This is a genomic window from Streptomyces canus, assembly GCF_001514145.1.
Lineage (GTDB): Bacteria > Actinomycetota > Actinomycetes > Streptomycetales > Streptomycetaceae > Streptomyces > Streptomyces canus.
In genome coordinates this window covers 11,854-37,532 of record NZ_KQ948672.1, presented here as the reverse complement: position 1 = coordinate 37,532, position 25,679 = coordinate 11,854, and the positions used below count along the sequence as shown (strand labels likewise).

Genomic DNA, 25,679 nt, shown 5'->3' with positions numbered 1-25,679 from the left:
ATGACGGACAAACTGATCGACTCCGGGCCGGTGCTCCTGGACCTGGACACGGACGGAGTCGCACGGCTGCGGCTCAACCGTCCGGAGGCGTCCAACGGCATGGACGTGCCCTTCCTGCGCGCACTGCACGCGGCCGTCATGCGCTGCCACGCCGAGGACGGGGCGCGCGTGGTGCTGATCACCGGGGAGGGCCGCAACTTCTGCGCGGGCGGTGATGTCCACACCTTCGCCGACCAGGGGGAGAAACTCCCGGAGTACCTGCGGGAGGCCACCTCCTGGCTGCAGATCACCACCTCCGCGCTGCTCCAGCTGCGTGCCCCGGTCGTCGCCGCGGTGCACGGCTTCGCGGCCGGAGGCGGTGGCTTCGGGCTGGTGTGCGCGGCGGACTTCGTCATCGCCGCGGAGTCGGCTCGGTTCATGTCGGGCGCGGTCCGGGTCGCAATGGCCCCGGACGCCGGGGTCTCGGTGACGTTGACCCGGCTCGTGGGTCTGCGCAAGGCCATGGAGATCCTGCTGACCAACACCACTCTGACGGCCGCCGAGGCGCTGGACGCGGGGCTGCTCACCCGGGTCGTGGCGGATGACCGGCTGCTCGACGAGGCCCTCGCGTTCGCCGGCGGCCTCGCCGCGGGGGCGCCCCTGGCGCTGGCGGCGACCAAGCGGCTGGTGTGGAGCGGGGTGGGCGCCGGCGTCGAGGAACGACTGGCCGAGGAGGCCCGTACGGTCGCCGAACTGTCGGGCACGGCGGATTCCAGGGAGGGGCTGGCGGCGGTCATCGAGCGCAGGCCCCCGGCCTTCACGGGACGGTGACAGGGGATGAGACGCCATGACTGAGCAACACAGCGGCGAGGACATCGTGCTGGCCGAGGACCACGGCGCCGTCCGGGTACTGACCCTGAACAGGCCCGAGAAGCGCAACGCGATCGACCTCGCGCTGCGGGTGGTGCTCGCGGAGATGCTGGAGTCCGCGATGGCCGACGACACCGTACGGGCGATCGTGCTGACCGGCAGCGGCGGCACCTTCTGTTCGGGCGGGGACATCTCCACGATGCGTCGGCAGAGTCCCGAGGAGACCCGCCCCAGGGCCGAGGCGGCCCAGCGGGTGATCCGGGCCATCTGGGACGGGCCCACACCGGTGGTGGCGGCCGTCGAGGGTTTCGCGTACGGCGCGGGGGCGGCGCTCGCGCTGGCCTGCGACCGGGTGGTCGCCGCGACCGACGCGTCGTTCAGCACGGCGTTCACCGGCGTCGGTCTCGCCGGTGACATGGGGATCACCGTGTCCCTGCCGGCCAGGACCGGTCCGGCAGTCGCCCGGCAGCTGCTCCTACTGCCTCGCCCGGTCCAGGGCCCGGAAGCGCTCACCCTCGGCCTCGCCGACGTACTGACCGAGCCCGGGGCCGCGTTGGACCGGGCGCTCGCCGACGCCGAACGCATCGCCGAGGGCCCGCCCCTCGCGCTCTCCGCTCTGCGGGCGATGCTCGGCGTCCGCGCCGGGGGCGACCCGCTTGCGGCACTCGACCACGAGGTCGAGCACCAGATCCGGCTCTTCGACTCGGCGGACTTCGCCGAAGGCGTCGCCGCTTTCCGCGAACGGCGCCGCCCCGAGTTCAAGGGATGCTGAACATGACAGAACCACTGGTGTCCTCACTGTGGCCCAGGGACGACAGTGTGCCCCTGGTCGACCACACCGTCGGTTCCCTGCTGGCGGAACGGGCCGTGACCCACGCCGACGCCACGGCCCTGGCAGGCGTCGCGCACGGTGGTGGTGCGGAACGCCGGCTGACCTACGGGCAGCTGTACACCGAGGCCCGGCGGGTGGCCGCCGCCCTGCTGAGGCTGGCCGAGCCGGGGGAGTTCGTCGCCCTGTGGGCGCCGAACGTCGTCGAGTGGCCGATCGTCCAGTACGGCGCGGCGCTGGCGGGAGTGACCCTGGTCGCCCTCAACCCCGTACTGCGGCCCGAGGAACTCGTCCATGCCCTCAACCACTCCGGAGCCGTCGCGCTGCTGCACGCGGACGTCAGCCGCGACTACGACCTCGCGGCCGTCGCCTCGGCCGTCCGGCCCCGGTGCCCCGGGCTGCGGCACGTGGTCTCCCTCGCCGAACACGACCGGTGGAACGCCGAGCCGCAGGATCCGCCGGACGCGGCTGTCCTGGACCCCGGTGCACCGGTGATGCTCCAGTACACCTCGGGCACCACCGGCCTGCCCAAGGGCGTGCTGCTGACCCATCGGTCTCTGGTCAACGTCGCGCGACTGAACCTGGAGACGGTTCAGGCCGAGCCGGGCGCGGTGCACGTCAGCCCGCTGCCGATGTTCCACACGGCCGGGTGTGTGGTCGCCACCCTCGGCACCCTGTGGCTGGGAGGCTGTCTCGTACTGGTCGAGCAGTTCCGGCCCGGCCCCGTACTGGAGGTGATGCGCGAGGAGCGGGCCTCCCTCCTGTTCTGCGTGCCCGCCATGTTGTCCGCCCTGAACGAGACCGCCCGGGAGACGGGTGGTCCGGCCCCCGCCCTGCGCAAGGTCCTCGTGGGTGGCGCCAATGTGCCCGCCCCCCTGATCGAGGCGACCCGGGAACGGTTCGGCGCCCGCGTGCACAACCTGTACGGCCAGACGGAACTGGGCCCCACCCTGACCGCCACCCGGGTCACGGACGACGACACGGACGTCAGGGACACCGTGGGGCGGCCGCTGCCGCAGGTGGAGTGCAAGATCGTCCACCCGGTGACCGGCCAGGTGCAGCCGCTCGGCACGCCGGGTGAGATCTGCGCCCGCGGCTACCAGCAGATGATCGGGTACCTGCACGATCCGGAGGCGACCGCGCGCACGGTCGACGCCGAGGGCTGGGTGCACACCGGTGATCTCGGCGCCATGGACGCGCGCGGGGTGATCACCATCACCGGACGGCTGAAGGACCTGATCATCCGCGGTGGCGAGAACATCGCGCCGGCCGAGATAGAGACCTGCCTGCTGGGGCACGAGGCCGTGCTGGAGGCAGCGGTGGTGGCCCTGCCGGACGAGAGGTGGGGCGAGGCCGTGGCAGCGGTCGTACGTCTTCGAGGACAGGTGTACGACGGCCTGCACGATGCCCTGGTCGAGCACTGCCGCGGCCGCCTGGCCAAGTACAAGGTCCCGCAGTACTGGTACGTCGCCGACGAGATGCCGGTCACCCCGGCCGGCAAGGTGCGCAAGTTCAAGCTGCGTGAGGCCGCCTCCGCGGGGATCCTGCGCCGACTGGGGTGAGTCCCGTGAACCGGTGGTTGCCTATCTCTGCTCTCGTCATTTAATCTAACATCAATTAGAAAAAGGAGGTGTTTCGTGACATCGGAAATCGAGCGGCGCCGCGAGCACCTGAGTGCCCGGTTCCCGCGCTGGACCCCACGCACCCTCGACGACTGGCTCGACCACTGTGCCGCGCGGTACGGAGACCGCCCCTTCGTCATCACGGACGAGCGGACCATCGGCTATGCCGAGACGGCCGAGTGGGCCGCCCGCCTCGCGGACGGTCTTGCCGCGCTCGGTGTGCGCCCCGGCGACCGGGTGGGGCTGCTGATGGCGAACTTCCTGGAGTTCGCCCCGCTGAAGTTCGCCGTCGCCCGGACCGGTGCCGTGGCGATCCCGTTCAACTACCTCTACCGGCAGGAGGAACTGGCCTACGTCCTGGCCCAGTCCGAGTGCTCCGTCCTGATCTCCATGACCGCGTTCGGCGACCTCGACTACCAGACCATGCTCGACGCCGTCGCACCCGGCTGGGACACCGGCGCGGCGACCACGCTGCCTCACCTGCGGCAGGTCGTCCTGCTGCCCACCGAAGGCAGCGAGCCGCGCGACGGCGTGCCGACCGTGGACTCGCTCGCGGAATTGGGTGACCGCCACCGAGGGGAGTGCCCCGGCGGAGCGGCCCGGCCGGACGAGATCGGGGACCTGCTCTACACCTCCGGCACCACCGGCTCGCCCAAGGGTGTCCTCGTCACCCATGACTCCGTGCTGCGGACCGCCTACGCCTCGGCCTTGACCAGGGCATTCCAGGACGGCCGGAGGATTCTGTTCTCGCTGCCCTGTTACCACATGTTCGGCTACGTCGAGGGGATGCTCGCCGCGATGACGGTCGGCGGCGCGATCGTCCCGCAGACCGCCTTCGACCCGGTCCGTTACCTCGCCGGGATCCAGCGGCACCGCGCCACCGACATCCTCTGCGTTCCCACGATGACCGTGGCCCTGCTGGAACACCCCACACGCGTGGACCACGACCTCTCCTCGCTCACCGCGCTGCTGTCCGCCGCGGCCCCGGCCCCTGTCTGGCTCTGGGAGCGGGTGCGTGCGGAACTCGGCGTGGAGGAGATCACCACGGGATACGGCATGACCGAGTGCGGCGGCGCGATGACGTTGACCCTTCCCGAAGATCCGCTGGAGCGGCACGCCGGCACCGTCGGCAGACCCAAGCCGGCCGGTCCGGCCGGACTGCCCGACGGCACGCTCGCCACGTACAAGGCGATCGACCCGCTCACCGGTGAGGACCTTCCTCCCGGAGCCGAGGGCGAACTGGTCTCCCGGGGCCCGACGCACATGCGGGGCTTCTGGAAAAAGCCCGAGGAGACCGCGAAGGCCCTGCGGGACGGCTGGGTGCACTCCGGCGACCTGGGCCGGGTCCGGGACGACGGCTACCTCGAACTCACCGGCCGTACCAAGGAGTTGTACAAGAGCGGCGGCGAACTGGTCATGCCCAAGGAGATCGAGGACCTGCTCACCGCCCACCCCGCGATCAGCCAGGTCTACCTGGTGGGCGTGCCCGACGAACGGTGGGGCGACGCCGGCTGCGCCTGTGTGGTCCGTGCTCCCGGCGCGGACCTCTCCGCCGCGGATGTCGTCGCGCTGTGCAAGCGGCGGCTCGCGCGGTTCAAGGTCCCCAAGCACGTGCTGTTCCTGGACGCCGCCGAACTGCCCACCACCCCCACCGGCAAGGTGCAGAAGTTCCGGCTGGCGCAGTACGCCCAGAAGCGAATCGAGGATGGCGAAGCATGACGGCCACGCTGCCGGAGACGGCACACCAGCAGACGGACAAGGCGGACAAGTACGCACGGCTGATCCAGCCGACCAGGGTGCACGGATCGCTCTACACCGATCCGGAGGTCTTCGCCGAGGAACTGGAGCGCATCTGGTACCGCACCTGGGTCTATGTCGGGCATGAGAGCGAGGTACGCCGACCGGGCGACTACGTACGCAAGAACATCGGTCCGCAGGACGTCGTCATGACCCGGGACCGCGACGGCGAGGTGCACCTGCTGCTCAACCGCTGCGCCCACCGCGGCAACCTGGTGTGCGACGCGCCGAGCGGCAACTCCAACTCCTTCCGCTGCCCCTACCACGGCTGGACCTACCGCAACAACGGCGACCTGCTGGGCTACCCCTACAACAAGGGCTACGGCGGCAAGGGCAAGCTCGCCCTCGGCCTCGGCCGGCTCCCCAGGGTCGCCTCTTACCAGGGCTTCGTCTTCGGCAGCTTCGCATCCGACGGCCCGACGCTCACCGAACACCTCGGCGCCGCCGCCGGAGAACTGGACCGGCTCGCACGGCTCTCCCCGGAGGGCGAGGTCGAACTCACCGCCGGCTGGCTCAAGCACCGCACGCGCGCCAACTGGAAGCTCCTCGCGGAGAACGAGACGGACGGCTACCACCCGCAGTTCGTGCACGGCTCCATCTTCAGCGTCACCGGCAGCCCGATCGGCGCCCTGTACAGCGACAACTCCACGGCCGTGACCCGCGACCTGGGCGGCGGCCACAGCGAGAACGACCTGCGCCCGGAGTTCCGCCGCTTCGGCGAGCCGATGCGCTGGTTCGGCACCACCGAGGACCGGGTGCCCCAGTACGTGGCGCGCATGAGGGAACTCCACGGCCCCGCCGCCGAGGAGATCCTCGTCGAGGGGTCCCCGCACGTGATGATCTTCCCCAACCTCTTCATCGCCGAGATCCAGCTCTTCGTCATCCAGCCGCTGGCGGCCGGCGAGTGCGTCCAGCACGCCACCGCCATCCAGCTCAAGGGCGCCCCCGAACTCAACCGGCGCATGGTGTCGCAGTGTGTCGGCTCGGCCGGGCCGGCCGGGATGCTGCTCGCCGACGACACCGAGATGTACGAGCGCAACCAGCGCGGCGTCGCCCTGCGCGAGCCGGAATGGGTCGATATCCGGCGCGGAGTGGACCGGGAACGCACCGACGACAACGGCTTCCGTATCGGCACCGCGACCGACGAGACGGGCATGCGGGGCTTCTGGTCGCACTACCGGAACCTGATGGAGGCTTGAGAAGTGACCGCACCGGCCACCACCGACGACACCGCCCTCGACCTGCGCCAGGTGGAGCAGTTCCTGTACCGCGAGGCCCGTTACGCGGACGAGCACGACTACGACGCGTGGGAGGCGCTGTGGACCGACGACGCCCTCTACTGGGTGCCCGCCGGCGCCCCGGACGGTGACCCCGTACAGCAGATGTCGGTGATCAGCGACAACCGCAGTCGTATCGCCACCCGGCTGGGGCAGCTCAGGACCGGCAAGCGGTACGCCCAGTCACCGCCCTCCCACCTGCGCCGGATCGTCTCCAACGTGGAGATCCTCGACGACGACGACGCCGCCGGTCCGGGCCGGGTGCCCGGAGACCTGACCGTCGGCGCCAACTTCGTGCTGGTCGAGTCCCGCGAGCGCGGCAAGGAGATATGGGCCGGGCGTACCACGTACCGGCTGCGTCTCGTCGAGGGGCGGCTGCGGCTGGCGTACAAGAAGGTCGTCCTGGTCGACCACGACCGTGCGCTGCCCACCCTGTCCTTCCTGATCTGAGGGCGGCACCGATGAACGGGAACGAGATCGTGGGCAGCGAGTTCGCCGAGGTCGCGGTGAGCGTGGACACCACCGCCAACGGTCCCCGGCTCCGGCTGGAGGACCGGCGCACCGGGCGGGTCAGACACCTGGACGCGCTCGAACTGGAAGCCCTGGTGTGGCTCCCCGACGGACACCTGTCCAGGCTGCTCGACCCCTCGGCGGACCGCTGGCGCGAAGACGCCGGCAGCTGACGGGCCGGCACATGGATGTCATCGCACCCGACGAACTCGACCTGTGCCGGTACGTCCGGGCGGGCGACACCGTTGCCTGGGGCCAGGCGTGCGCCGAGCCGCTGACCCTGACCGAGCGGCTGATGCGTCAGCGCGCCGGGATCGGGCCCTTCAGATGCTTCCTCGGGATCCCGGCCACCGACACCGTGCGGCCGGACCACGCGGACATGGTCTCCTTCGTCTCCTACACCGGCAGCGGCGGCAACCGGGCCCTGCACCGGGCGGGGAAGCTCGACGTGCTCCCCGCCCCCTATTCCAGCCTCCCCGGTCTGCTCACCACGGGCTCCGTCCGCGCCGACGTGGTGCTTCTCCAGCTCCCTCCGGCGGACGAGCACGGCCGCCACAGCCCGGGGCTGGCCGACGACTACCTGAGCGCGGCCCTGCACACCGCGCGGGTGGTGATCGCCGAGGTCAACGACCAGGTCCCGCAGACCTGTGGCTCCCGCACACTGGGTGCCGCCGACCTCGACGTCGTGATCCACACGTCCCGCCTGCCCGCCGAGGTCCGGCCCGCCGCGTCCGACGGCGTCACCGCACAGGTGGCGGCCCGGGTGGCCGGCCTGGTGGAGGACGGGGTCACGCTCCAGTTCGGCGTCGGCGGGCTTCCGGAGGCCGTGCTCGGGCTGCTGACGGACCGCCGTGACCTGGGCATCCACTCCGGCCTGATCAACGACGCGGCCATGGACCTGATCGAGACGGGAGTGGTGACGGGCGCCCGCAAGACGCTCGACCGTGGCCGCTCGGTCGGCGGCCTGCTGATGGGTACCCGGCGGCTGTTCCGCTACGCCCACCGCAACCCCGCGATCCAGTTGCGTGACACCGCCTACACCCACGACCCGCGGACGCTGGCCGCCCAGCACCGGCTGGTCGCGATCAACTCGGCCATCGAGGTGGACCTCACCGGCCAGGTCAACTCCGAGCTGGCCAGGGGGAGTTACGTCGGTGCGGTCGGCGGCGCCGGCGACTTCCTGCGCGGAGCCGCCCAGTCACCGGGCGGCCTGCCCGTCATCGCCCTGCCCTCCACCGCCGGTACCGCCAGCCGCATCGTGGCCCGGCTGTCCGGCCCGGTCAGCACCTCCCGCAGCGACGCGGGACTCTTCGTCACCGAGTACGGCGTCGCCGACCTGCGCGGACAGCCGCTGAGCGTACGCCGTGAACGCATGCTCGCCATCGCCCACCCCGACCACCGAGCGGCGCTCGAAGCCGCGCTCGAAGAGCAAGGAGCCCCGGCATGACAGCCCTGCGCCGCGCCGCGATCGTCACACCGCTGCGCACCCCCGTCGGCACCTTCGGCGGCACCCTGCGCCCCGTACCCGCGCACGACCTGGCCGCCACCGTCATCAAGGCCGTGGTCGAGCGCTCCGGTGTCGACCCGCACCGTATCGACGATGTCGTCTTCGCCCAGTCGTACGCCAACTCCGAGGCCCCGTGCATCGGCCGCTGGGCCGCCCTCCGGGCCGGTCTGCCGGTCGAGGTGCCCGGCTTCCAGCTCGACCGGCGCTGCGGCGGCGGACTCCAGGCCGTGGTCACCGCCGCGATGACGGTCCAGACCGGAGCCGCCGACGTGGTCCTGGCGGGCGGCGCGGAGAGCATGAGCAACATCGAGCACTACTCCCCGGACGTCCGCTGGGGCAGCCGCTCCGGCACCGTACAGCTCTACGACCGCCTCGACCGGGGCCGGGAACGGTCGCAGCCGCAGGAGCGGTTCGGCCCGATCAGCGGAATGATCGAGACGGCCGAGAACCTCGCCGAGCGCTACGCCATCACCCGCGAGGAGGCCGACGCGTACGCGGCCAGCAGTCACCGGCGGGCCGCCGAAGCCCGGGACGCCGGACGCTTCGCCGACGAGATCGTGCCGGTCGACCTCCCTCGCCGACGACCCGGTGACCCCCTGTCGTGCCACCGGGACGAGGGCATCCGCCCCGGCACCACCGAAGAGATCCTCGCCGGACTCCGTCCGTTGACGCCCGGCGGAACCGTCACCGCGGGCAACTCCAGCCAGCAGAACGACGCCGCCGCGGCCTGTCTCGTGGTCGCCGAGGACAAACTCGGCGAACTCGGCCTGGAACCCATGGGTTTCCTGCGCGGCTGGGCGGCCGCCGGCTGCGAGCCCTCGGTCATGGGCATCGGCCCGGTGCCGGCGGTCGCCAAACTGTTCGCCCGGACCGGGCTGGGCTTCGACGACCTCGACCTCGTCGAGCTGAACGAGGCGTTCGCCTGCCAGGTGCTCGCCGTCGTGAAGGAATGGGGATTCAAGTACGACGAGGACGACGACCGGCTCAACGTCAACGGCTCCGGCATCTCACTCGGCCACCCCATCGCCGCCACCGGGGTACGCGTCCTCGCCACCATGCTGCACGAACTGCGGCGCCGCGGCGGCCGGTACGCCCTCGAGACCATGTGCATCGGCGGCGGCCAGGGCATGGCCGCGATCTTCGAGGCGGCGTGACCACCATGACGACCACTCTGACCCGCAGCCCCTACGGCATCGTCTCCTACGCCACCTACCTTCCCCGGCACCGCGTCATGCGCGACGAACTGGGCACCGCCCTCGGTGTCCGCGCGGGCCGCGGCGCCCGCGTCGCCGCCTCCTTCGACGAGGACAGCACCACCATGGGCGTCGAAGCCGCCCGCCGCCTGCGGCCCGCCCCGCCGGCACCGTCGTCGCTGTACTTCGCGACCACCTCTCCCGCCTACCTCGACAAGACCAACGCCTGCGCCCTGCACGCCGCACTCGGCCTGCCGCGCGACACCTTCGCGGCGGACCTGGCAGGCTCCGCGCGCTCCGGGATCGCCGCGCTGCGCTCCGCCGGGCTCGACGGCGGTCTCGCCGTACTGTCCGACGTCCGCACCGGGCGCCCCGGCTCGGCCGACGAGCGGGACGGGGGAGACGGCGCGGCGGCCTTCCTCTTCGGCGCGGCGGACGCGGCGGTCGCCGAGATCCTCGCCCACACCTCTGCCACCGCCGAGTTCCTCGACCGCTGGCGCACCCCGGGGAGCCCGTCCGGCGAGCAGTGGGAGGAACGGTTCGGCCTGGAACGCTACCTGCCGCTGATCGAGGACACCGCACAGCGCGCTCTGAAAGCCGCCGGCACCGGACAGCCCGACCATGTGCTGCTCGTCTCGCCGAACGCGGCCGTCCGCAAGCGCGCCCCCAAGGTCTTCCCCGCACGCCTGTCGGCGAGCGGCTCACCCCTCGGGTATTCCGGGGCGGCCGACGCCGGGCTCGCCCTGGCCGATGTCCTCGACCGCGCCGGCGCCGACGAGACCATCCTGCTGCTCTCCGCCGCCGACGGCTGCGACGCCCTCCTGCTGCGGACCACCGACCGCCTCCCCTCGGCCAGGCAACACGACTCCCTCGCCCGGCAACTCGCCGAGGGCCGGCCCGTTCCGTACCCGACGTATCTGACCTGGCGCGGGTGGCTGGAGCGGGAGCCGCCGCGCAGGCCCGAGCCGGACCGGCCGGCAGGACCGCCGTCGGCACGCGGGGAGGGGTGGAAGTTCGGGTTCACCGGAAGCCGCTGCGAGAGCTGCGGCTTCGTCCACCTGCCGCCCGCCCGGGTGTGCAAGGACTGCGGCGCGGTGGACGCGATGGCGGCCGTGCCGCTGGCCGGGACGACCGGCACGGTGGCGACGTACACCGTCGACCGGCTCGCCCACTCGCCCTCGCCCCCGCTGATCGACGCGGTGGTCGACTTCGACGGCGGCGGGCGCTGCACGCTGGAGATCGCCGACACGGTGGCCGATGAACTCGACGTGGGTGTACGGGTCGAGCCGGTCTTCCGGCGGCTGCACACCGCGGGCGGCGTGCACAACTACTTCTGGAAGGCCCGCACGACGGCCGGTACGACGGCTCGTGCGACGGCCGGTTCCAAGGCCTCCGCTGCGGCGGACACGAGTGAGCGGGAGGGCACGGCATGAGCAGCAACGGGATCCGCGACAAGGTCGCGGTGGTCGGCATGGGGTGCACCTCCTTCGGCGAGCACTGGGAGCGTTCGGCGGACGACCTCCTCATCGACGCGACCCAGGAGTGCTTCGCGGGGGCACCGGCCCTGACGGCCGAGGACGTGGACGCCTACTGGCTGGGCACCCTCGGCTCCGGACAGTCCGGCCTCACGCTCAGCCGCCCGCTGGCCCTGGACCACAAGCCCGTCACCCGGGTGGAGAACTACTGCGCCACCGGATCGGAGGCCTTCCGCAACGCCTGCTACGCGGTCGCCTCCGGGGCGTACGACCGGGTGATGGCCGTCGGTGTGGAGAAGCTGAAGGACTCCGGCTTCTCCGGGCTGCTGCGCTCCGACCCGCCGGGCGACGGCACGGCGCCCGAGCTGTCACTGACCGCGCCGGCCGCCTTCTCCCTGCTCGATCCGGCGTACTGCGCACGGTACGGGGTGGATCCGGCCGCCATGCGGGAGGCGATGACGCACGTCGCGTGGAAGAACCACGCCAACGGCGCCCGCAACCCCAAGGCCCAGTTCCGCTCCGTGGTCGCCAAGGAGACCATCGAGCGGGCGCCGCTGGTGGCCGGACGGCTCGGGGTCTTCGACTGCTCCGGGGTCTCCGACGGCGCCGCCTGCGCCCTGATCGTCCGGGCCGAGGACGCCCTGCGCTACACGGACCGGCCGATGTACGTGAAGGGGCTGTCCCTGGTCGCGGGGGCCGTCAGGGGAGCCATGGACCCCGGCTACGACTACACCACCTTCCCGGAGGTGGTCCACGCCGCCGCCGACGCCTACCGGCAGGCTGGCGTCACCGATCCGGGCACGCAGATATCGCTCGCCGAGGTGCACGACTGCTTCACCCCGACCGAGGTGGTGCTGATGGAGGACCTGGGGTTCGCCGAGCGCGGCCAGGCGTGGAAGGACGTCCTGGACGGGGCCTTCGAGCTGGACGGCCGGCTGCCCGTGAACCCCGACGGCGGGCTGAAGTCCTTCGGTCATCCCGTGGGGGCGAGCGGCCTGCGGATGCTGTACGAGTGCTGGCTGCAGTTCCGCGGTGAAGCGGGCGAGCGCCAGCTGACGGATCCGCGTCTCGGCCTCACGCACAACCTGGGCGGGCGGCCGGGCGGATGTGTCTCGTTCGTCTCGGTCGTGGGTCCCGACCCGGGGTGACCGGTCCCGCCCGGCGAAGGGGCGTTGACCCGGAGTCGGAATCTTATTTATATTAGATTCAAAACTGGAGGCTGTGAGCGTGCGACACGATGGGAAAGAGGCGGTGGCGGCCGAGCTCTACCGGGCATTGGCCCACGGAGACCGCGAGCGGCTCGACCGGATCCTGCATCCCGCGTTCGAGGGCCGGACCACCGAAGGACTCCCGCTGGGCCTGGGCGGGACGTACACCGGAAGCGACGCCATGCGCCGCGGGTTCTGGGGCCGGATCGCCAGGAGCTACGACGCCCGGGCGGAACCCGCCGGTTTCCGCCACCTCGAAGACGGCGACCTGCTGGTCACCGGCCGGTACGTGGGCGAGGCGAGACAAGGCGGCGGCAAGCTCGACGCGGAGTTCTCCCACCTCCTGAGCTTCGAGGGTGAGCGGATCACCGGCCTCGTCCAACTGACGGACAGCGCACGCTGGTCCGAGGCCCTGGGGGCCGATCGGGCCCTGTCGACCGTGGATTTCCGCGTCACCGACGGACTCGCCGAGCTCCGGCTCGACCGCCCGCACGCCCGCAACGCCCTCGACCAGGCCATGGCCGACGACCTGTACGAGGTCGCCCAGCGCCTGGCCGCCGATCCGGACGTGCGGGCGGTACTGATCACCGGCGACGGTCCTGCCTTCACCGTGGGCGGCGACATCGCCGTCTTCGCGGACAACGCCGGCGCCGGACTGCCCGGCGCGTTGCGCAGGATGATCTCGCCCTACCACGAGGCGCTTCGTCTGCTCAGCAGGCTCGACGCGCCGATCGTGTGCGCCGCGCACGGCGCGGTCGCGGGCGGCGGGCTGGGGCTGCTGTACTGCGCCGACATCGTGCTGGCCGCCGAGGGCACCAAGTTCGCCTCCGGGTTCACGTCGCTCGGGCTGTCCGGTGACGGTGGCAACTCCTGGTTCCTGCCGAGGCTCGTGGGACCCCGCCGGGCAGCCGAGTTCTACTTCGAACAACGGGTGCTCGACGCTCACGAGGCCGTCGAATGGGGCCTGGCGACGCGCGTGCTGCCGGCCGGTGAACTGGCCGACGAGGCCCTCGCGGTCACCCGGCGACTGGCCGACGGCCCCACCCGCGCCCATGGCGAGATCCGCCGCCTGCTGCGCGAAACCTGGTCGGCCACGCTGGCCGAGCAGTTGGCGGCCGAGGCGGACGCGATCGCCCGCACCGCCCGGACATCGGACGCCTCGGCGGCCGTCGCCGCCTTCATCGACAAGCGCAAGCCCACATTCCAGGGACGGTAGCGATGACAGCACTGATCACGGACAGCGACGAACATCGGCTGATCCGGGAGAGCACCGCCAAGATCGCCGCCCGCTACGGGCACGCGTACTACAGCGAACGTGCCCGGACGGGCGCGGGCGTGGAGGAGCTGTGGAGCGAACTGGGGGAGGCCGGGCTGCTGGGCGTCCACCTTCCCGAGGAGTACGGGGGCGGGGGCGCGGGTCTCGCCGAACTCGTCGTGGTCCTCGAGGAGTTGTCGGCCCATGGCATGCCGCTCCTCAGCAGCGTCATCTCGCCCGCCATCTGCGGCTCGATCCTCGCTGCCCACGCCTCGCCGGAGATGAAACGGGCCTGGCTCCCGGACATCGCCACAGGCCGCCGGAGGATGGCGTTCGCCATCACCGAGCCGGACGCCGGGTCCAACAGCCATGCCATCACCACCACCGCACGCTCCGACGGCGAGGGGTGGCGCATCTCGGGCTCCAAGTACTTCATATCCGCCCTGAACGAGGCGGACGCCGTGCTCGTCGTCACCCGGGACGGCGATCTCGCCCCCTCGGCGTCCGGACGCGGCCCGCTGTCCCTGTTCGTTGTTCCCGTCGACTCGCCCGGCCTGCAGTTCCAGCCCATCGAGACCGAACTGGTCTGCCCGGACAAACAGTTCACCCTGTTCTTCGACGACGTCCGGGTGACCGGCGACGCCCTGATCGGGGAGCGCGGCAAGGGCTTGCGGCAGGTCTTCGCCGGCCTCAACCCCGAGCGCATCACCGCATCAGCGCTCAGCAACGGCATCGGCCGCTACGCGGTGGGCAAGGCCCGCGACTACGCCCGCGAACGCACGGTGTGGTCCGCTCCGATCGGAGCTCATCAGGGCATCTCCCACCCCCTCGCCGAAGCGCACATCGGGGTGGAGCTCGCCCGGCTCGCCACCGCCCGCAGCGCGGAGCTGTTCGACGCGGGACAGGACGCCGCGGCGGCGGCCAACATCGCGAAGTTCACCGCCGCCGAAGCCTCTCTCAAGGCCCTCGACCAGGCGATCCAGACCCATGGCGGCAACGGCCTGTCCCGCGAGTACGGCCTGGCCGACCTGTGGTTCGTCGCCCGCATGCTGCGCACCGCCCCGGTCAGCCGGGAGATGGTGCTCAACTTCGTGGCCCAGCACAGCCTCGGCCTGCCGAACTCGTACTGATCCCCCTATCCGAGCAACGAGGAGTACCCACATGGCAGGAGTACAGGACCGGGTCGTCGTGGTGACCGGCGCGGGCGGCGGGCTGGGGCGCGAGTACGCGCTGCTGTTGGCCCGGCACGGCGCCCGCGTCGTCGTCAACGACCTCGGTGGCGCGCGGGACGGCACCGGATCGGGCAACGCGATGGCCGACGCGGTCGTCGCCGAGATCCGGGCTGCGGGCGGCCAGGCGGTCGCCAGTTACGACAGCGTGGCCACCGAGGAGGGCGCCACCGGCGTGATCGGCACCGCCCTGCGGGAGTACGGGGCCGTGCACGGCGTGGTCAACAACGCGGGCATCCTGCGGGACGCCTCCTTCGCGAAGATGACGGTGGACCAGTGGGAGGCCGTGCAGCGCGTGCACCTCTTCGGCGGGTACCACGTCACCCGCGCCGCCTGGCCGCACTTCCGCGAGCAGGGACACGGCCGGGTGGTCATGGCCACCTCCACCTCCGGGCTGTACGGCAACTTCGGACAGGCCAACTACGGCGCCGCCAAGCTCGGCCTGGTCGGCCTGGTCAACACGCTCGCGGTCGAGGGGCGCAAGTACAACATCCTCGCCAACGCGGTCGCACCGCTGGCCAGGACCCGGATGAGTGAGGACGCCGCCCCTGCCGAGCTCCTGGAGCGGCTGCCCGCCGAGTTCGTGGCACCCGTCGTCGCCCATCTGCTGACCGACGAATGCGCCGACACCGGCACGGTGCTGATCGCCGGCGGCGACCGCGTCCAGCGGGTCGCGTACTTCGCCTCCAAGGGGGTGACCTTCACCGGCACCCCGAGCCTGCGGGACGTCGCCGACCGCTGGTCCGACATCACCGACATGGACGGCGCCGCCGTCGGCACCAATCCGCTGGCCTGAGCCCGGAAACCTGAGCCCGGAAAGGAGACAGCCTTCGTGAAATCCTTCGACGCCCTCGTCATCGGCGCCGGCGCGGGCGGCCTGTTCACCGCCGCCCGCCTGACCCACCACGGTTACCGCACCCTCGTGGTGGAACGTCTCGACCGTGTGGGCGGGCGCGCCTCCACCCACGACATCGACGGCTTCAAGGTCAACAACGGGGCCATCGTCATCGAGGTGGGCGGCATCACCGAGCAGACCTTCCAGGAGGTCGGCGCCAAGTTCGACGTCCGCCGGGCCAACCCGCCCATCCTGTACCGCATCGGCGGCAAGGACATGGATGTGACCGGCGGCGGCTGGGGCATGCTGCTGTCCAAGCTCACCCGCCAGGGCGCCAAGCTCCTGGGCGGCCTCGGTGCCGCCCGCGAGGACAGCGGCCTGCCCGACGCCGAACTGTCCACCGCCGACTGGATCCGCCGGTACACCAAGAACGAATCCGTGCACGGTGTCTTCCGCAACATGTGCGGATCGGTCTTCGCGGTGAGTTCCGAGGAACTGCCCGCCCGCGTCTTCCTCACCTACTTCACCCGCAAGAGCGCCTTCAAGAAGTTCGGTTTCTGCCCCGACGGCACCATCGGGATCTGGCGCGCGCTCGCCGACGTGGTCACCGCCGGCGGCGGAGAGGTCTGGCTGGACAGCGAGGTGCGCAGGCTGACGGTGGACGCCGGCCGGGTCACCGGCGCCGTCGTCGCCCGCGACGGCCAGGACACGGAGGTCGCCTGCCGGTTCGCGGTCAGCGATGTCGGGCCGGCCGCCACCGTGACACTCGCCGGCGAGGAGCACTTCTCCGAGGAGTACCTGACCTCGGTACGGCGCGGCGACCGGCCCTGCGCGATGATCTCGGTCAACTTCGCCAGCCGGGAGCGCCTGGTCGAGGCCCCGGGCCTGCTCAGTTTCGCCAGCACCCGCCGCATGTGCTACGTCGCCAACTTCACCGCCACCTGCCCGGAGATGGCGCCGGAGGGCTGGCACCTCTACGTGGGTACGGCCGTCCCGCAGCCGGCTGTCGGCGACTTCGACGAGGCGGCCGAGACCGAGCTGCTCATGGCCGATCTCCGCGACCAGATCCCAGGTTTCGACCGCGCCCGGATCCTGTCCACCGTCGTCACCCGCGACGGCTGGCCCCCGCAACGTGCCGTGGCGGGCTTCGACCTGCCGAACACCACTCCCGTCCCCAACCTCTGGAACGTCGGCGACGCGGTCAAGGAGTACGCCAACGGCGGCACCACGGCCTGCGCGGAGACCGCGAAGCTCGTCGTCGAACAGATCCTGCGACACCACCCGGTCGGCGTCGCGGCCGAGCCGACCGGAGCCCCGAGGGAGCACTGATGAAGATCACCGTTGACCGTTCCAAGTGCACGGGTCTGGGCATCTGCGAGTCCCTGGCACCCGACGTGTTCGAAGTGAACGACGAGGGCGAACTCGTGCTGAAGACGCAGACCGTCCCCCCGGGGACCCTTTCCGACGTCGAGGAAGCCATCGCGGGCTGCCCGACCGAGGCCCTCCGGCTGGAGCCCTGATGGGGACCCGCCGACTGGTCGTCGTCGGCGCGTCCCTGGCCGGGCTCCGGGCCGTCGAGGCCGCACGCAAAGGCGGCTTCGAGGGGCGGATCACCCTCGTCGGGGCCGAGCCGCACCTCCCGTACGACCGGCCCCCGCTCTCCAAGCAGTTCCTCGACGCGAACGGTGCGGACGTGCCACCGCCGACCTTCCGCACCGAGGAGATGCTCCGCACCGACCTCGGCGCGGAACTCCTGCTCGGCGCACCCGCCACGTGCCTGGACACCGCGGCCCGCACGGTCGTCGTCGGCGAACGGCCCATCGGCTACGACGCCCTGGTCATCGCCACCGGCGCGATCGCCCGCCGGCTGCCCGGCACCGAGGGCCTGGCAGGCGTTCACACGCTGCGCACCCTGGACGACGCGGCCGCCGTCCGACGTGCCCTCGACGCCGGGGCGCGGACCGTGGTGATCGGCGCCGGTTTCATCGGCGCCGAGACCGCTGCCGCCGCCAGGAAGCGCGGGCTGGACGTCGTCGTGGTCGAGGCACAGGCGACGCCGCTGGTACGTGCCGTCGGCCGGACCATGGGAGGCGCTCTCGCCTCCCTGCACCGGCGCCACGGCACCGATCTGCGGTGCGGGCTGAGCGTCACCGCGCTGGAGGGGGACGGCCGGGTCGAAAGGGTCCGGCTCTCCGACGGGAGCGTGCTCGACGCCGACCTGGTCGTCGTCGGCACCGGTGCGGTACCCGCCACCGACTGGCTGGTGGGTACCGGTCTGACCCTGGACGACGGCGTGGTCTGCGACGAGACGCTCTTCACCGGAGCCGAAGGCGTGTATGCGGCGGGTGACGTCGCCCGCTGGCACAACCCCGTCTTCGACCGGCCCATGCGCCTGGAGCACTGGACCAGCGCGGCCGAACAGGGGGCCCTCGCCGCCCGCAACGCGCTGAACCCCGGGGCGGCGAAGGGCTACGCGACAGTGCCGTACTTCTGGTCCGACCAGTACGACACCCGTATCCAGTTCGTCGGCGTCCCCGACGCGGAGGAGATCGTCGTGGCCGACGGTGACATCGAGCGCGACCACCAGGGCGTCGCCCTGTACCGCGCGGGTGACCGGCTGGTGGGGGCCCTGGCCGTCAACAGGCCCACCGAGATCATGAAATACCGGCGACTCGTCGCCCGGGGCGCCTCGTGGGAGGAAGGGCTCGCGTTCGCCCGGTCGCGGAGCGACTCCCGGCAGACCGCCGACGTATGAGAGGGAAGACGATGGCAGACGGCCCGCTCGCGGGATGCAGGGTGCTGGAACTCGCGGGCATCGGCCCGGGCCCGTTCGCGGGCATGACCCTGGCGGACCTGGGCGCCGAGGTGGTCCGGGTCGACCGCCCCGGCGGCAGCGGGCTGTTCCCGGGCTTCGAGCACGTGGACGTCCTCAACCGGGGGAAGAAGTCGGTCCTGCTCGACCTGAAGCGACCGGACGCCGTGCGGGCCGTACTGGACATGGCGGCCCGGGCCGACGTCCTCATCGAGGGTTACCGCCCGGGAGTCGCCGAGCGGCTCGGTCTCGGCCCCGACGACTGCCTCGCCAGGAACCCGCGCCTGGTCTACGGCCGTATGACCGGCTGGGGCCAGGACGGGCCGCTGGCCCAACTGGCCGGGCACGACATCGGATACATCGCCCTGACGGGTGCCCTGCACGCCGTCGGTCGCGCCGGCGGCCCGCCGCAGATCCCGCTCAATCTCGTCGGCGACTTCGGTGGCGGCGGGACGTACCTCGTCATCGGAGTCCTGGCCGCCCTGCGTGAGGCCGAGCGCACCGGCCGGGGGCAGGTCGTGGACGCCGCCATCGTGGACGGCACGGCCCATCTGCTCGCCGGCACCCACATGATGCTGGCGACCGGAACCTGGCAGGACGCGCGCGGCGTGAACCTCCTGGACGGCGGAGCGCCGTTCTACGCAGTGTACGAGACCTCCGACGGCCGTCACATGGCGGTCGGCGCCCTGGAACCGAAGTTCTACGCGGAACTGCTCGCCGTTCTCGGACTCGACGAGGACCCCGCCGCCCAGCACGACCGCGCCGGTTGGCCGCGGCTGCGCGAGCGCCTCGCGGCGGCGTTCGCGAGCCGTACCCAGGACGAATGGGCCGAGGCGTTCTCCGCGTCGGACGCGTGCGTGGCGCCGGTGCTGAGCCTGCGCGAGGCGTCGGACCACCCGCACATCAGGGCCCGCGGCACACTCGTGGAACGCGACGGCGTCCTCCAACCGGCGCCCGCACCCCGCTTCTCGGCGACGCCCACCGCTCTCGGCTCGCCCCCGCCGGTGCCGGGCCGGCACACCGCCGACGTCCTCGAGTCGTGGGACGTCGAGGACGCCGAGGGCCTGCTGTCGTCGGGCGCCGCCGTGCAGGCCTGACCCTTCGTCACGGTAATTCTCTAATTTACATTAGATTACGCTCTGGAGCGGGGAAGTCCCTGAGGCCCCTGCATGCGCCTCTCAGGCCGTTCGGCCCGCCGACGTGGCCGTCCGACGGCCCCGGGAACCCCCTGACGGCCGCGCGCCGCCCTGCTCCCGCGTGGTAGGCACTTCCAGGCCGTGCCGCACCAGGGATTTCGCGGTGCGTACCACGACGTCCAGCGAGCCCTGGCGGGGATTCCACCACTCGTTCGCCCAGTTCAGGGCGCCCAGGACCAGCATGCGGGCGGCCCGGGGTTCGAGGTCGGCGCGGAGTTCACCCGCCTTCTGGGCGTCGTGAAGGAGCGTGCGCCAGATGTCTCCGTACTTGCGCTCCTCGGCGAGCTGCCGGGTGCGGATGTCCTCGGGGACCTGGCCCGCGTTGCGGATCGCGGCGGTGGCGAAGTCGGAGATGGCCAGCTGAAAGCGCAGGTGTTCCTCCACGGCGGTGTCGATGCGGTCCATGGGGGCGGTGTCCGGCGGGAGCGCTTCGAGCGCCTCCGCCACATGCTCCCGCAGGCGGGCCACACCGACCCACATGACCTCTTCGATCAGTACTTCCCGGGAGGAGAAGTAGTAGTAGATGGCGGGAGCCTGGATCTCCGCCTGCTCCGCCACGTCACCCAGCCGTGTTCCGGCGTAGCCCTTGCGGCTGAGGACGTGGGCCGCCGCGTCCAGGATGCGTTCGCGCGTGCGCGCCGACTTGGAGTCGGACGGATCGGCCGGCGGCTTACCCGCGGATTTTCTAGGCACGGGTCAACTATAGGTCGTCGACCAGCCGCCGGACGGCCTCCACCGTGCCGGCCGGGTCCGGCCCCACCGGGTCCAGGTTCAGGGTCGTCACGCCGGCCTCCCGGTACGCGTGGATCCGTTCCGCCACCAGACCCGGCGGACCGATCAGCGTGGTCCGGGCCAGCCACTCCCGGGGGACCGCGGCCTCGGCCTCCTTCTTCTTGCCGTCCAGATAGAGGTCCTGGATGAGCTCGGCCTCGGCCTCGAAGCCGTATCGGCGGGCCAGGTCGTTGTAGAAGTTCTTGTCGCGGGATCCCATACCGCCGATGTACCGGGCGGCCGTCGGCCGTTCCAGGTCGAGCAGGTCGTCGACCGGGAGGTTCTCCCCGACGGCGACCGGGCCGCCGGCGACGATGTCGAGCGGCGGCAGTTCGGGGGAACGGCGTGCGGTTCCCGCGGCGAGGGCGGGCCCGAAGACCTCCGCCGCCTTGTCCGGCATGAAGAACAACGGAAGCCAGCCGTCCGCCAGTTCGGCCGTCGCGGTCACCGAACGTTCCATCAGGGAGGCCCAGTAGACGGGGATGTCGGCGCGGTACGGATGGTTGATCAGCCGCAACGGTTTGCCGAGCCCGGTCCCGCGGTCGGCGGGCAGGGGCAGCTGGTAGACCCGGCCGTCGTGGGTGAGGGGTTCCTGGCGCCGCCACGTCTTCCGGCAGATCTCGATCGTCTCGGTGATCCGCCGCATCGGCCGGTCGAACGGAACTCCGTGGAAGCCCTCGACGACCTGCGGCCCGGAAGCGCCGAGACCGAGGGCGAAACGGCCCCGGGAGAGGCTGTCCGCGGCGGCGGCACTCATGGCCAGGAGGGCGGGGGTGCGACTGAAGACGTTGACAATGCCGGTGCCGATCCGGATCCGGTCGGTCGTCGCGGCGAGATAGCCGACGAGCGTCATGGCGTCGAAACCGTAGGCCTCGGGGACCCACACCAGGTCCAGGCCCGCGGACTCCAGGTCGCGCACGAGGCTGGCGGTGGCCACCGGATCGCCGGTGTATCGGGACAGCAGCATCGAGAGTTTCACGTGGTCCTCCGGTCGGTCGTGGACTGCGGTGTCCGGTTCACGTCAGTCCGCCCCTGTCGACCAGCTGGGCGGCGATGACGTTGCGCTGGATTTCGTTGGTGCCCTCGCCGACGATCATCAGGGGGGCGTCGCGGAAGTAGCGCTCGACGTCGTACTCGGTGGAGTAGCCGTACCCCCCGTGGATCCGGACCGCGTCGAGCGCGATCTCCATGGCTGTCTCGGAGGCGAACAGCTTGGCCATGCCCGCCTCCATGTCGCACCGGTCCCCGGAGTCGTGGCGTTCCGCGGCGTACAGCACCAGCTGTCGTGCCGCGACGAGCTTCGTGGCCATGTCGGCGAGACGGTGGCCGACCGCCTGGTGCCGCCAGATCGGCTTGCCGAAGCTCTCGCGCTCCCGGGCGTAGCGCAGGGCGTCGTCGAGGGCCGCCTGACCGACGCCGAGTGCCCGCGCGGCGACCTGGATACGGCCCGTCTCCAGGCCCTTCATCATCTGTGCGAACCCGTGTCCTTCGACGCCGCCCAGGAGCGCGTCGCCCGGCGCCCGGTAGCCGTCGAAGGAGAGTTCGCAGCTCTCGACGCCCTTGTAGCCCAGCTTGGGCAGGTCGCGGGAGACGGTGAGGCCGGGGCCGTGCTCGACGAGCAGGATGCTGATGCCCTTGTGGCGGGGCGAGGCGTCGGGGTCCGTCTTGCACAGCAGCGCGATGAGTCCGGAGCGGCGGGCGTTGCTGATCCACGTCTTGGCGCCGGAGACGACGTAGTCGCCGTCCGGCCGCCGACGGGCGACGGTGCCCATCGCCTGGAGATCGGAGCCGCCGCCCGGCTCGGTGAGCGCCATCGTGGCCCGTACTTCCCCTGTCGCCATCTTCGGCAGGTAGCGGTTCTTCTGCTCCTCGGTGCCGAAGGCGAGGAGGAGCTTGGCGACGACCGTGTGGCCGCCCATCGCCCCGGCCAGGCTCATCCAGCCGCGGGCCAGCTGCTCGGTCACGCCGACATAGCAGGGCGTGGACACCGGCGCCCCGCCGTAGGACTCCGGGACGGCCAGGCCGTAGATCCCGAGCGCCTTCATCTGCTCGATCAGCTTCTCGGGGTACTCGTTGGCGTGCTCCAGCTCCCGCACCACGGGCCGCACATCCCGGTCGACGAACTCCCGGACGACATCGACGACGTCCTGTTCCTCCTCGGACAGGGTGGGCATACAGGTCTCCTCACTCGGCTACCGGACTCACGTCGATCGATTATAGTCTAATTTAGATTAGATAATGAGAGGGGATCGAGGTGACCGCGAATATTTCGGCGGGTGCGCTCAGGGCACGTCTGTCGGTACCCGGCTCGGACGAGCACAAGATGGCGAAGGCTGTCGCGTCAGAAGCGGACGAGATCGTGCTCGACCTCGAGGACGCGGTCGCGGCCACGGCCAAGGCGGACGCACGGGAACGTGTCACCGCCTGGCTGGCCCGTGCGCCGGAGGCCGGTCCGCGGATCGCGGTCCGGGTGAACGCGCCCCGGACGCCGTGGTGTCACGAGGACGTCGTCGCGTGTGCGCGGCAGGGCGCGCGGGTGTCCGTGGTGCTGCCCAAGGTCGAGTCGGCCGGCGACCTCGCCTTCGTGGACCGGCTGCTGGCGGGCGCGGAGGCAGCCGTCGGCCGCGTTGATCCGGTCCCCGTCCAGGCGCTGATCGAGACGGCGGCGGGACTGGCCAATCTGCGCGAGATCGTGACGGCGACGCCCCGGCTGACCACCCTGATCATCGGCTACGCCGACCTGGCCGCGTCGCTCGGGCGAGCCGCCGACGCGCCGGCGGAGACCTGGCTGCGCACGCAGGACGAGATCCTGACGGCGGCTCGCGGGGCAGGCCTCGCCGCCGTGGACGGTCCGTATCTCGGGGTGGCCGCCGACGAGGAGTTCGCCGGGCAGGTGCGCCGTGCCGCGCGCCTCGGCTTCGACGGCAAATGGGTCATCCATCCACGCCAGATCGCGCAGGTCAACGAGGCGTTCACACCGTCGGCCGAGGAGGCCGCGAGGGCCCGGACGGTGCTGGCCGCCCTGGAGCGGGGGCACGCGCGCGCCGAGGGCGCCGTCGTCCTGGACGGACGGATGGTCGACGAGGCCGTGGCGGTCGCCGCACGCCGGATACTCGGCCGGGTGGAAAGGGCAACAGTGTGAGCACCGCTCCTGAAGGCGGGTCATCGACGGCCGAGGAAGAGAGGGGCACGGGAGTGAGTGCGGCGATCCCGAAGGAGACGGCACGTACGGCCGAGGGGCCCTACTTTGACGAACTCGCCGTGGGGCAGGTGTTCGGCGGGGCGCCCGGGGTGACCCTGACCTCCGGTCACGCCGCCACCCACCAGTCGATCGTGGGGGACCGGCTCGCGCTCCCGCTGGACGAGGAACTGAGCCGCGCCGTGACGGGCCAGGCCCCCCTCGCCCACCCCGCCCTGGTCTGGGACATGGCGATCGGCCAGTCCACGCTGGCCACCCATCATGTGAAAGCCAACCTCTTCTACCGCGGCCTGGTCCTGCGCCGCACCCCGCTCATCGGCGACACGCTGCGCACCTCCACAGAGGTCGTCGCCCTGCGTCGCAACAAGGACCGTCCCGGGCGCCGTCCCACTGGTCTGGCCGCCCTGCGGATCACCACCACCGACCAGCATGATCGCCCGGTACTGGATTTCTGGCGGTGCGCCATGTTGCCCCTGCGGGACCCGGACGCCGGTACCGGCCACGCGGCCGACCTCGACACCGTGGGTGCGGAACCCGACCACGCGTCGCTCGCCGCGGTGGTGCGGGGATGGCGACTCGACCGGTTCGCTCGGCGCGTGGCCGGGCCCCGGTTCGCCGATCTGGCCGAGGGTATGGCCTGGGAGGTCGGCGGCGGGGACGTCGTGTCGGGCGCTCCCGAATTGGCCCGGCTCACGCTCAACGTGGCCATGGTGCACCACGACCAGCATGCCGCGGGCGGGCGGCGGCTCGTCTACGGCGGCCACACGATCGGCGTGGCCCTCGCGCAGGCCGCCCGAGCCCTGCCGTCCATCGTCACCGTGGCGGGTTGGCAGGGCTGCCACCACCTGGGTCCCGTCCATGAGGGCGACACCCTGTACAGCACCGTGGCCGTGGAGCGCCTGCGGTCGCTGGGCGAACACGGCGGGCTGGCGCACCTGCGCTCGCGGGTCCGCGCGGTCGGCGGCGACGAGCCCGCCCGCTCCGTCCTGGACTGGCGCTGTGCGGTCGTGCTCGCATGAGGAGCACCGTCACGCGGCCGACGTGAACCGCCGGACCCCGTCGACGCGTTGCGGGCTGACCGCTCCCAGCTGGGCCAGGACGTCCAGGTGGGCGTCGATCTCCAGCACCGCGGTCATCCGGTGCACCGGCGGGAGTTCGTCGAGCCCGCTCCGGCGACGGGTCCACGGCATGGCGCGGGCCACCGCGTGGGCCGTGTCCGCGCCGGCCGCGACCTGCCGGAGGACCTCGTCCAGCCGCTCCTCGTGATGCGCGATCAGCTGGTCCACCCGGGTGTGGACGCTCCTGGTCACGGGGCCGTGGGCGGGCAGGAGCAGCGCGTCCGGCAGCTGTCGGGTCAAGCGCAGGGAGGCGAGATAGGACCGCAGCGGGTAGCGCTCGGGCGAGCGTTCGAAGCCCAGCGACGGAGTGATGTGCGGCAGCACGTGGTCACCGGAGAACAGCAGGCCGTCGGTCGGGTCCCCGACCACGACATGCCCCCGCGTGTGGCCGGGCGTGGCCCGTATGTCCAGGCGGCGGCGTGCGAGATCGATCCGCTCACCGTCCCTCAGCCACTCGTCCGGAGGCCCGAACGGCATGTCCCGGTCGCTCTGTTCGACCGGTACGGCGGCGATCAGGGCCGCCAGCTCGGGGGCGCCGCACTCGCGCAGCAGCTCTACCTGGCGGGGCCATACCCCGTCCTCCAGATCGAAGCCCTCGATCGTGTGGCGCTCCTCCCAGCCGACCCGGACCCGGCTGCCGATCGACTCACGCAACGCCAGGGCCTGGGTGTAGTGGTCCCAGTGGGCGTGGGTCACGATGATCTGGCGGATGTCGTCCAGGCGGTGTCCGAGGCTCTGCACCGCCTCGGTCAGTGCCTTCTCGGTGTCGGGCCCGGCCCAGCCCGAGTCGATCAGCACCAGGCCGTCGTCGTCCTCGATCAGGTAGACGTTGACCGCCGCCAGCCCGTCCAACGGCAGGGTCAGAGGGATGCGGTACACGTGGTCCACCACGGGGTGGGCACCGGGTTCGGTCCAGTCGTCGGGTTGTTCGAGCAGTGGGGGCGCCAAGGTGTGCTCCTGCAAGCTGACGGCGGAAGGTTTTTATCTACCGTATATT

Annotated in this window: 24 protein-coding genes; 20 read left to right on the top strand and 4 right to left on the bottom strand. The window is 71.6% G+C overall.

The genetic code is table 11. The features are described 5' to 3' along the window. From AQJ46_RS39680 to AQJ46_RS39595, 18 genes are all read left to right on the top strand, one after another. Entirely contained in the window at positions 1 to 810 is an 810-nt protein-coding gene (locus tag AQJ46_RS39680; protein ID WP_059210190.1) for an enoyl-CoA hydratase/isomerase family protein, read from the top strand. Positions 811 to 826: 16 nt separating this feature from the next. After that, positions 827 to 1,621: an enoyl-CoA hydratase/isomerase family protein gene (locus tag AQJ46_RS39675; protein ID WP_059210189.1), complete on the top strand. Its 795-nt coding sequence runs from the start codon at positions 827 to 829 to the stop codon at positions 1,619 to 1,621. A gap of 2 nt (positions 1,622 to 1,623) precedes the next feature. Further along, positions 1,624 to 3,240, top strand: coding sequence for a class I adenylate-forming enzyme family protein (locus tag AQJ46_RS39670; RefSeq protein ID WP_208617061.1), 1,617 nt, complete (start codon positions 1,624 to 1,626; stop codon positions 3,238 to 3,240). 75 nt (positions 3,241 to 3,315) lie between these two features. After that, positions 3,316 to 5,019 carry a class I adenylate-forming enzyme family protein gene (locus AQJ46_RS39665; RefSeq protein WP_059210187.1) on the top strand — a complete coding sequence of 568 codons (1,704 nt, stop codon included), beginning with the start codon at positions 3,316 to 3,318 and terminating at the stop codon, positions 5,017 to 5,019. Continuing rightward, entirely contained in the window at positions 5,016 to 6,296 is a 1,281-nt protein-coding gene (locus AQJ46_RS39660) for an aromatic ring-hydroxylating oxygenase subunit alpha (protein WP_059210186.1), read from the top strand. Before AQJ46_RS39665 ends, AQJ46_RS39660 begins: the two co-directional genes overlap by 4 nt. A 3-nt stretch (positions 6,297 to 6,299) precedes the next feature. Then, positions 6,300 to 6,824 carry an aromatic-ring-hydroxylating dioxygenase subunit beta gene (locus AQJ46_RS39655; RefSeq protein ID WP_059210185.1) on the top strand — a complete coding sequence of 175 codons (525 nt, stop codon included), beginning with the start codon at positions 6,300 to 6,302 and terminating at the stop codon, positions 6,822 to 6,824. Between the two features lie 11 nt (positions 6,825 to 6,835). Further along, on the top strand, positions 6,836 to 7,057 hold the full coding sequence (locus AQJ46_RS39650) for a hypothetical protein (RefSeq protein WP_177262142.1): 222 nt from the start codon (positions 6,836 to 6,838) through the stop codon (positions 7,055 to 7,057). An 11-nt stretch (positions 7,058 to 7,068) separates the two neighbouring features. Further along, positions 7,069 to 8,331 (top strand): acetyl-CoA hydrolase/transferase family protein, encoded by a 1,263-nt coding sequence (locus AQJ46_RS39645; RefSeq protein ID WP_059210184.1) that lies wholly within the window; start codon positions 7,069 to 7,071, stop codon positions 8,329 to 8,331. Next, positions 8,328 to 9,545 carry an acetyl-CoA C-acetyltransferase gene (locus tag AQJ46_RS39640; protein WP_208617060.1) on the top strand — a complete coding sequence of 406 codons (1,218 nt, stop codon included), beginning with the start codon at positions 8,328 to 8,330 and terminating at the stop codon, positions 9,543 to 9,545. Before AQJ46_RS39645 ends, AQJ46_RS39640 begins: the two co-directional genes overlap by 4 nt. A gap of 5 nt (positions 9,546 to 9,550) precedes the next feature. Then, entirely contained in the window at positions 9,551 to 11,017 is a 1,467-nt protein-coding gene (locus tag AQJ46_RS39635) for an OB-fold domain-containing protein (RefSeq protein ID WP_079072632.1), read from the top strand. Next, positions 11,014 to 12,207 (top strand): acetyl-CoA acetyltransferase, encoded by a 1,194-nt coding sequence (locus tag AQJ46_RS39630; RefSeq protein WP_059210183.1) that lies wholly within the window; start codon positions 11,014 to 11,016, stop codon positions 12,205 to 12,207. Before AQJ46_RS39635 ends, AQJ46_RS39630 begins: the two co-directional genes overlap by 4 nt. A 79-nt stretch (positions 12,208 to 12,286) precedes the next feature. Then, positions 12,287 to 13,483: an enoyl-CoA hydratase-related protein gene (locus AQJ46_RS39625; RefSeq protein ID WP_213084259.1), complete on the top strand. Its 1,197-nt coding sequence runs from the start codon at positions 12,287 to 12,289 to the stop codon at positions 13,481 to 13,483. A 2-nt stretch (positions 13,484 to 13,485) separates the two neighbouring features. After that, positions 13,486 to 14,652, top strand: a complete 1,167-nt coding sequence (locus AQJ46_RS39620) for an acyl-CoA dehydrogenase family protein (RefSeq protein ID WP_059210181.1) — start codon at positions 13,486 to 13,488, stop codon at positions 14,650 to 14,652. 31 nt (positions 14,653 to 14,683) lie between these two features. Beyond that, positions 14,684 to 15,547, top strand: a complete 864-nt coding sequence (locus AQJ46_RS39615; protein WP_059210180.1) for an SDR family NAD(P)-dependent oxidoreductase — start codon at positions 14,684 to 14,686, stop codon at positions 15,545 to 15,547. 36 nt (positions 15,548 to 15,583) lie between these two features. Further along, positions 15,584 to 16,915, top strand: a complete 1,332-nt coding sequence (locus AQJ46_RS39610) for a phytoene desaturase family protein (protein ID WP_059210179.1) — start codon at positions 15,584 to 15,586, stop codon at positions 16,913 to 16,915. After that, entirely contained in the window at positions 16,915 to 17,106 is a 192-nt protein-coding gene (locus AQJ46_RS39605) for a ferredoxin (protein ID WP_059210178.1), read from the top strand. Before AQJ46_RS39610 ends, AQJ46_RS39605 begins: the two co-directional genes overlap by 1 nt. After that, a complete protein-coding gene (locus AQJ46_RS39600; protein ID WP_059210177.1) occupies positions 17,106 to 18,341 on the top strand; it encodes an NAD(P)/FAD-dependent oxidoreductase in 1,236 nt (411 codons plus the stop codon). The genes AQJ46_RS39605 and AQJ46_RS39600 overlap by 1 nt, the downstream gene beginning before the upstream one ends. A gap of 11 nt (positions 18,342 to 18,352) precedes the next feature. Beyond that, positions 18,353 to 19,495 (top strand): CaiB/BaiF CoA transferase family protein, encoded by a 1,143-nt coding sequence (locus tag AQJ46_RS39595; RefSeq protein ID WP_059210176.1) that lies wholly within the window; start codon positions 18,353 to 18,355, stop codon positions 19,493 to 19,495. 81 nt (positions 19,496 to 19,576) lie between these two features. Here the strand turns inward: AQJ46_RS39595 and AQJ46_RS39590 are convergent, their stop codons facing one another. Genes AQJ46_RS39590 through AQJ46_RS39580 form a run of 3 tightly spaced genes read right to left on the bottom strand, consistent with a single transcriptional unit; the run spans position 19,577 to position 22,539 of the window. Further along, positions 19,577 to 20,287, bottom strand: coding sequence for a TetR/AcrR family transcriptional regulator (locus tag AQJ46_RS39590; protein WP_059210175.1), 711 nt, complete (start codon positions 20,285 to 20,287; stop codon positions 19,577 to 19,579). A 7-nt stretch (positions 20,288 to 20,294) separates the two neighbouring features. Continuing rightward, the gene (locus AQJ46_RS39585) at positions 20,295 to 21,344 is read right to left on the bottom strand and encodes an LLM class F420-dependent oxidoreductase (protein ID WP_059210174.1); all 1,050 of its coding nucleotides are present in this window, start codon (positions 21,342 to 21,344) and stop codon (positions 20,295 to 20,297) included. A 37-nt stretch (positions 21,345 to 21,381) separates the two neighbouring features. Continuing rightward, the gene (locus AQJ46_RS39580) at positions 21,382 to 22,539 is read right to left on the bottom strand and encodes an acyl-CoA dehydrogenase family protein (RefSeq protein WP_059210173.1); all 1,158 of its coding nucleotides are present in this window, start codon (positions 22,537 to 22,539) and stop codon (positions 21,382 to 21,384) included. Positions 22,540 to 22,619: 80 nt separating this feature from the next. On the opposite strand from AQJ46_RS39580, the gene AQJ46_RS39575 reads away from it, so the two are divergent. After that, entirely contained in the window at positions 22,620 to 23,507 is an 888-nt protein-coding gene (locus AQJ46_RS39575; RefSeq protein WP_208617058.1) for an HpcH/HpaI aldolase/citrate lyase family protein, read from the top strand. A gap of 53 nt (positions 23,508 to 23,560) precedes the next feature. Further along, on the top strand, positions 23,561 to 24,583 hold the full coding sequence (locus AQJ46_RS39570) for a MaoC family dehydratase (RefSeq protein ID WP_208617057.1): 1,023 nt from the start codon (positions 23,561 to 23,563) through the stop codon (positions 24,581 to 24,583). Between the two features lie 9 nt (positions 24,584 to 24,592). Here AQJ46_RS39570 and AQJ46_RS39565 read toward each other — a convergent pair whose 3' ends face one another. Beyond that, positions 24,593 to 25,630 carry an MBL fold metallo-hydrolase gene (locus AQJ46_RS39565; RefSeq protein WP_059210171.1) on the bottom strand — a complete coding sequence of 346 codons (1,038 nt, stop codon included), beginning with the start codon at positions 25,628 to 25,630 and terminating at the stop codon, positions 24,593 to 24,595. Positions 25,631 to 25,679 lie beyond the last annotated feature (49 nt).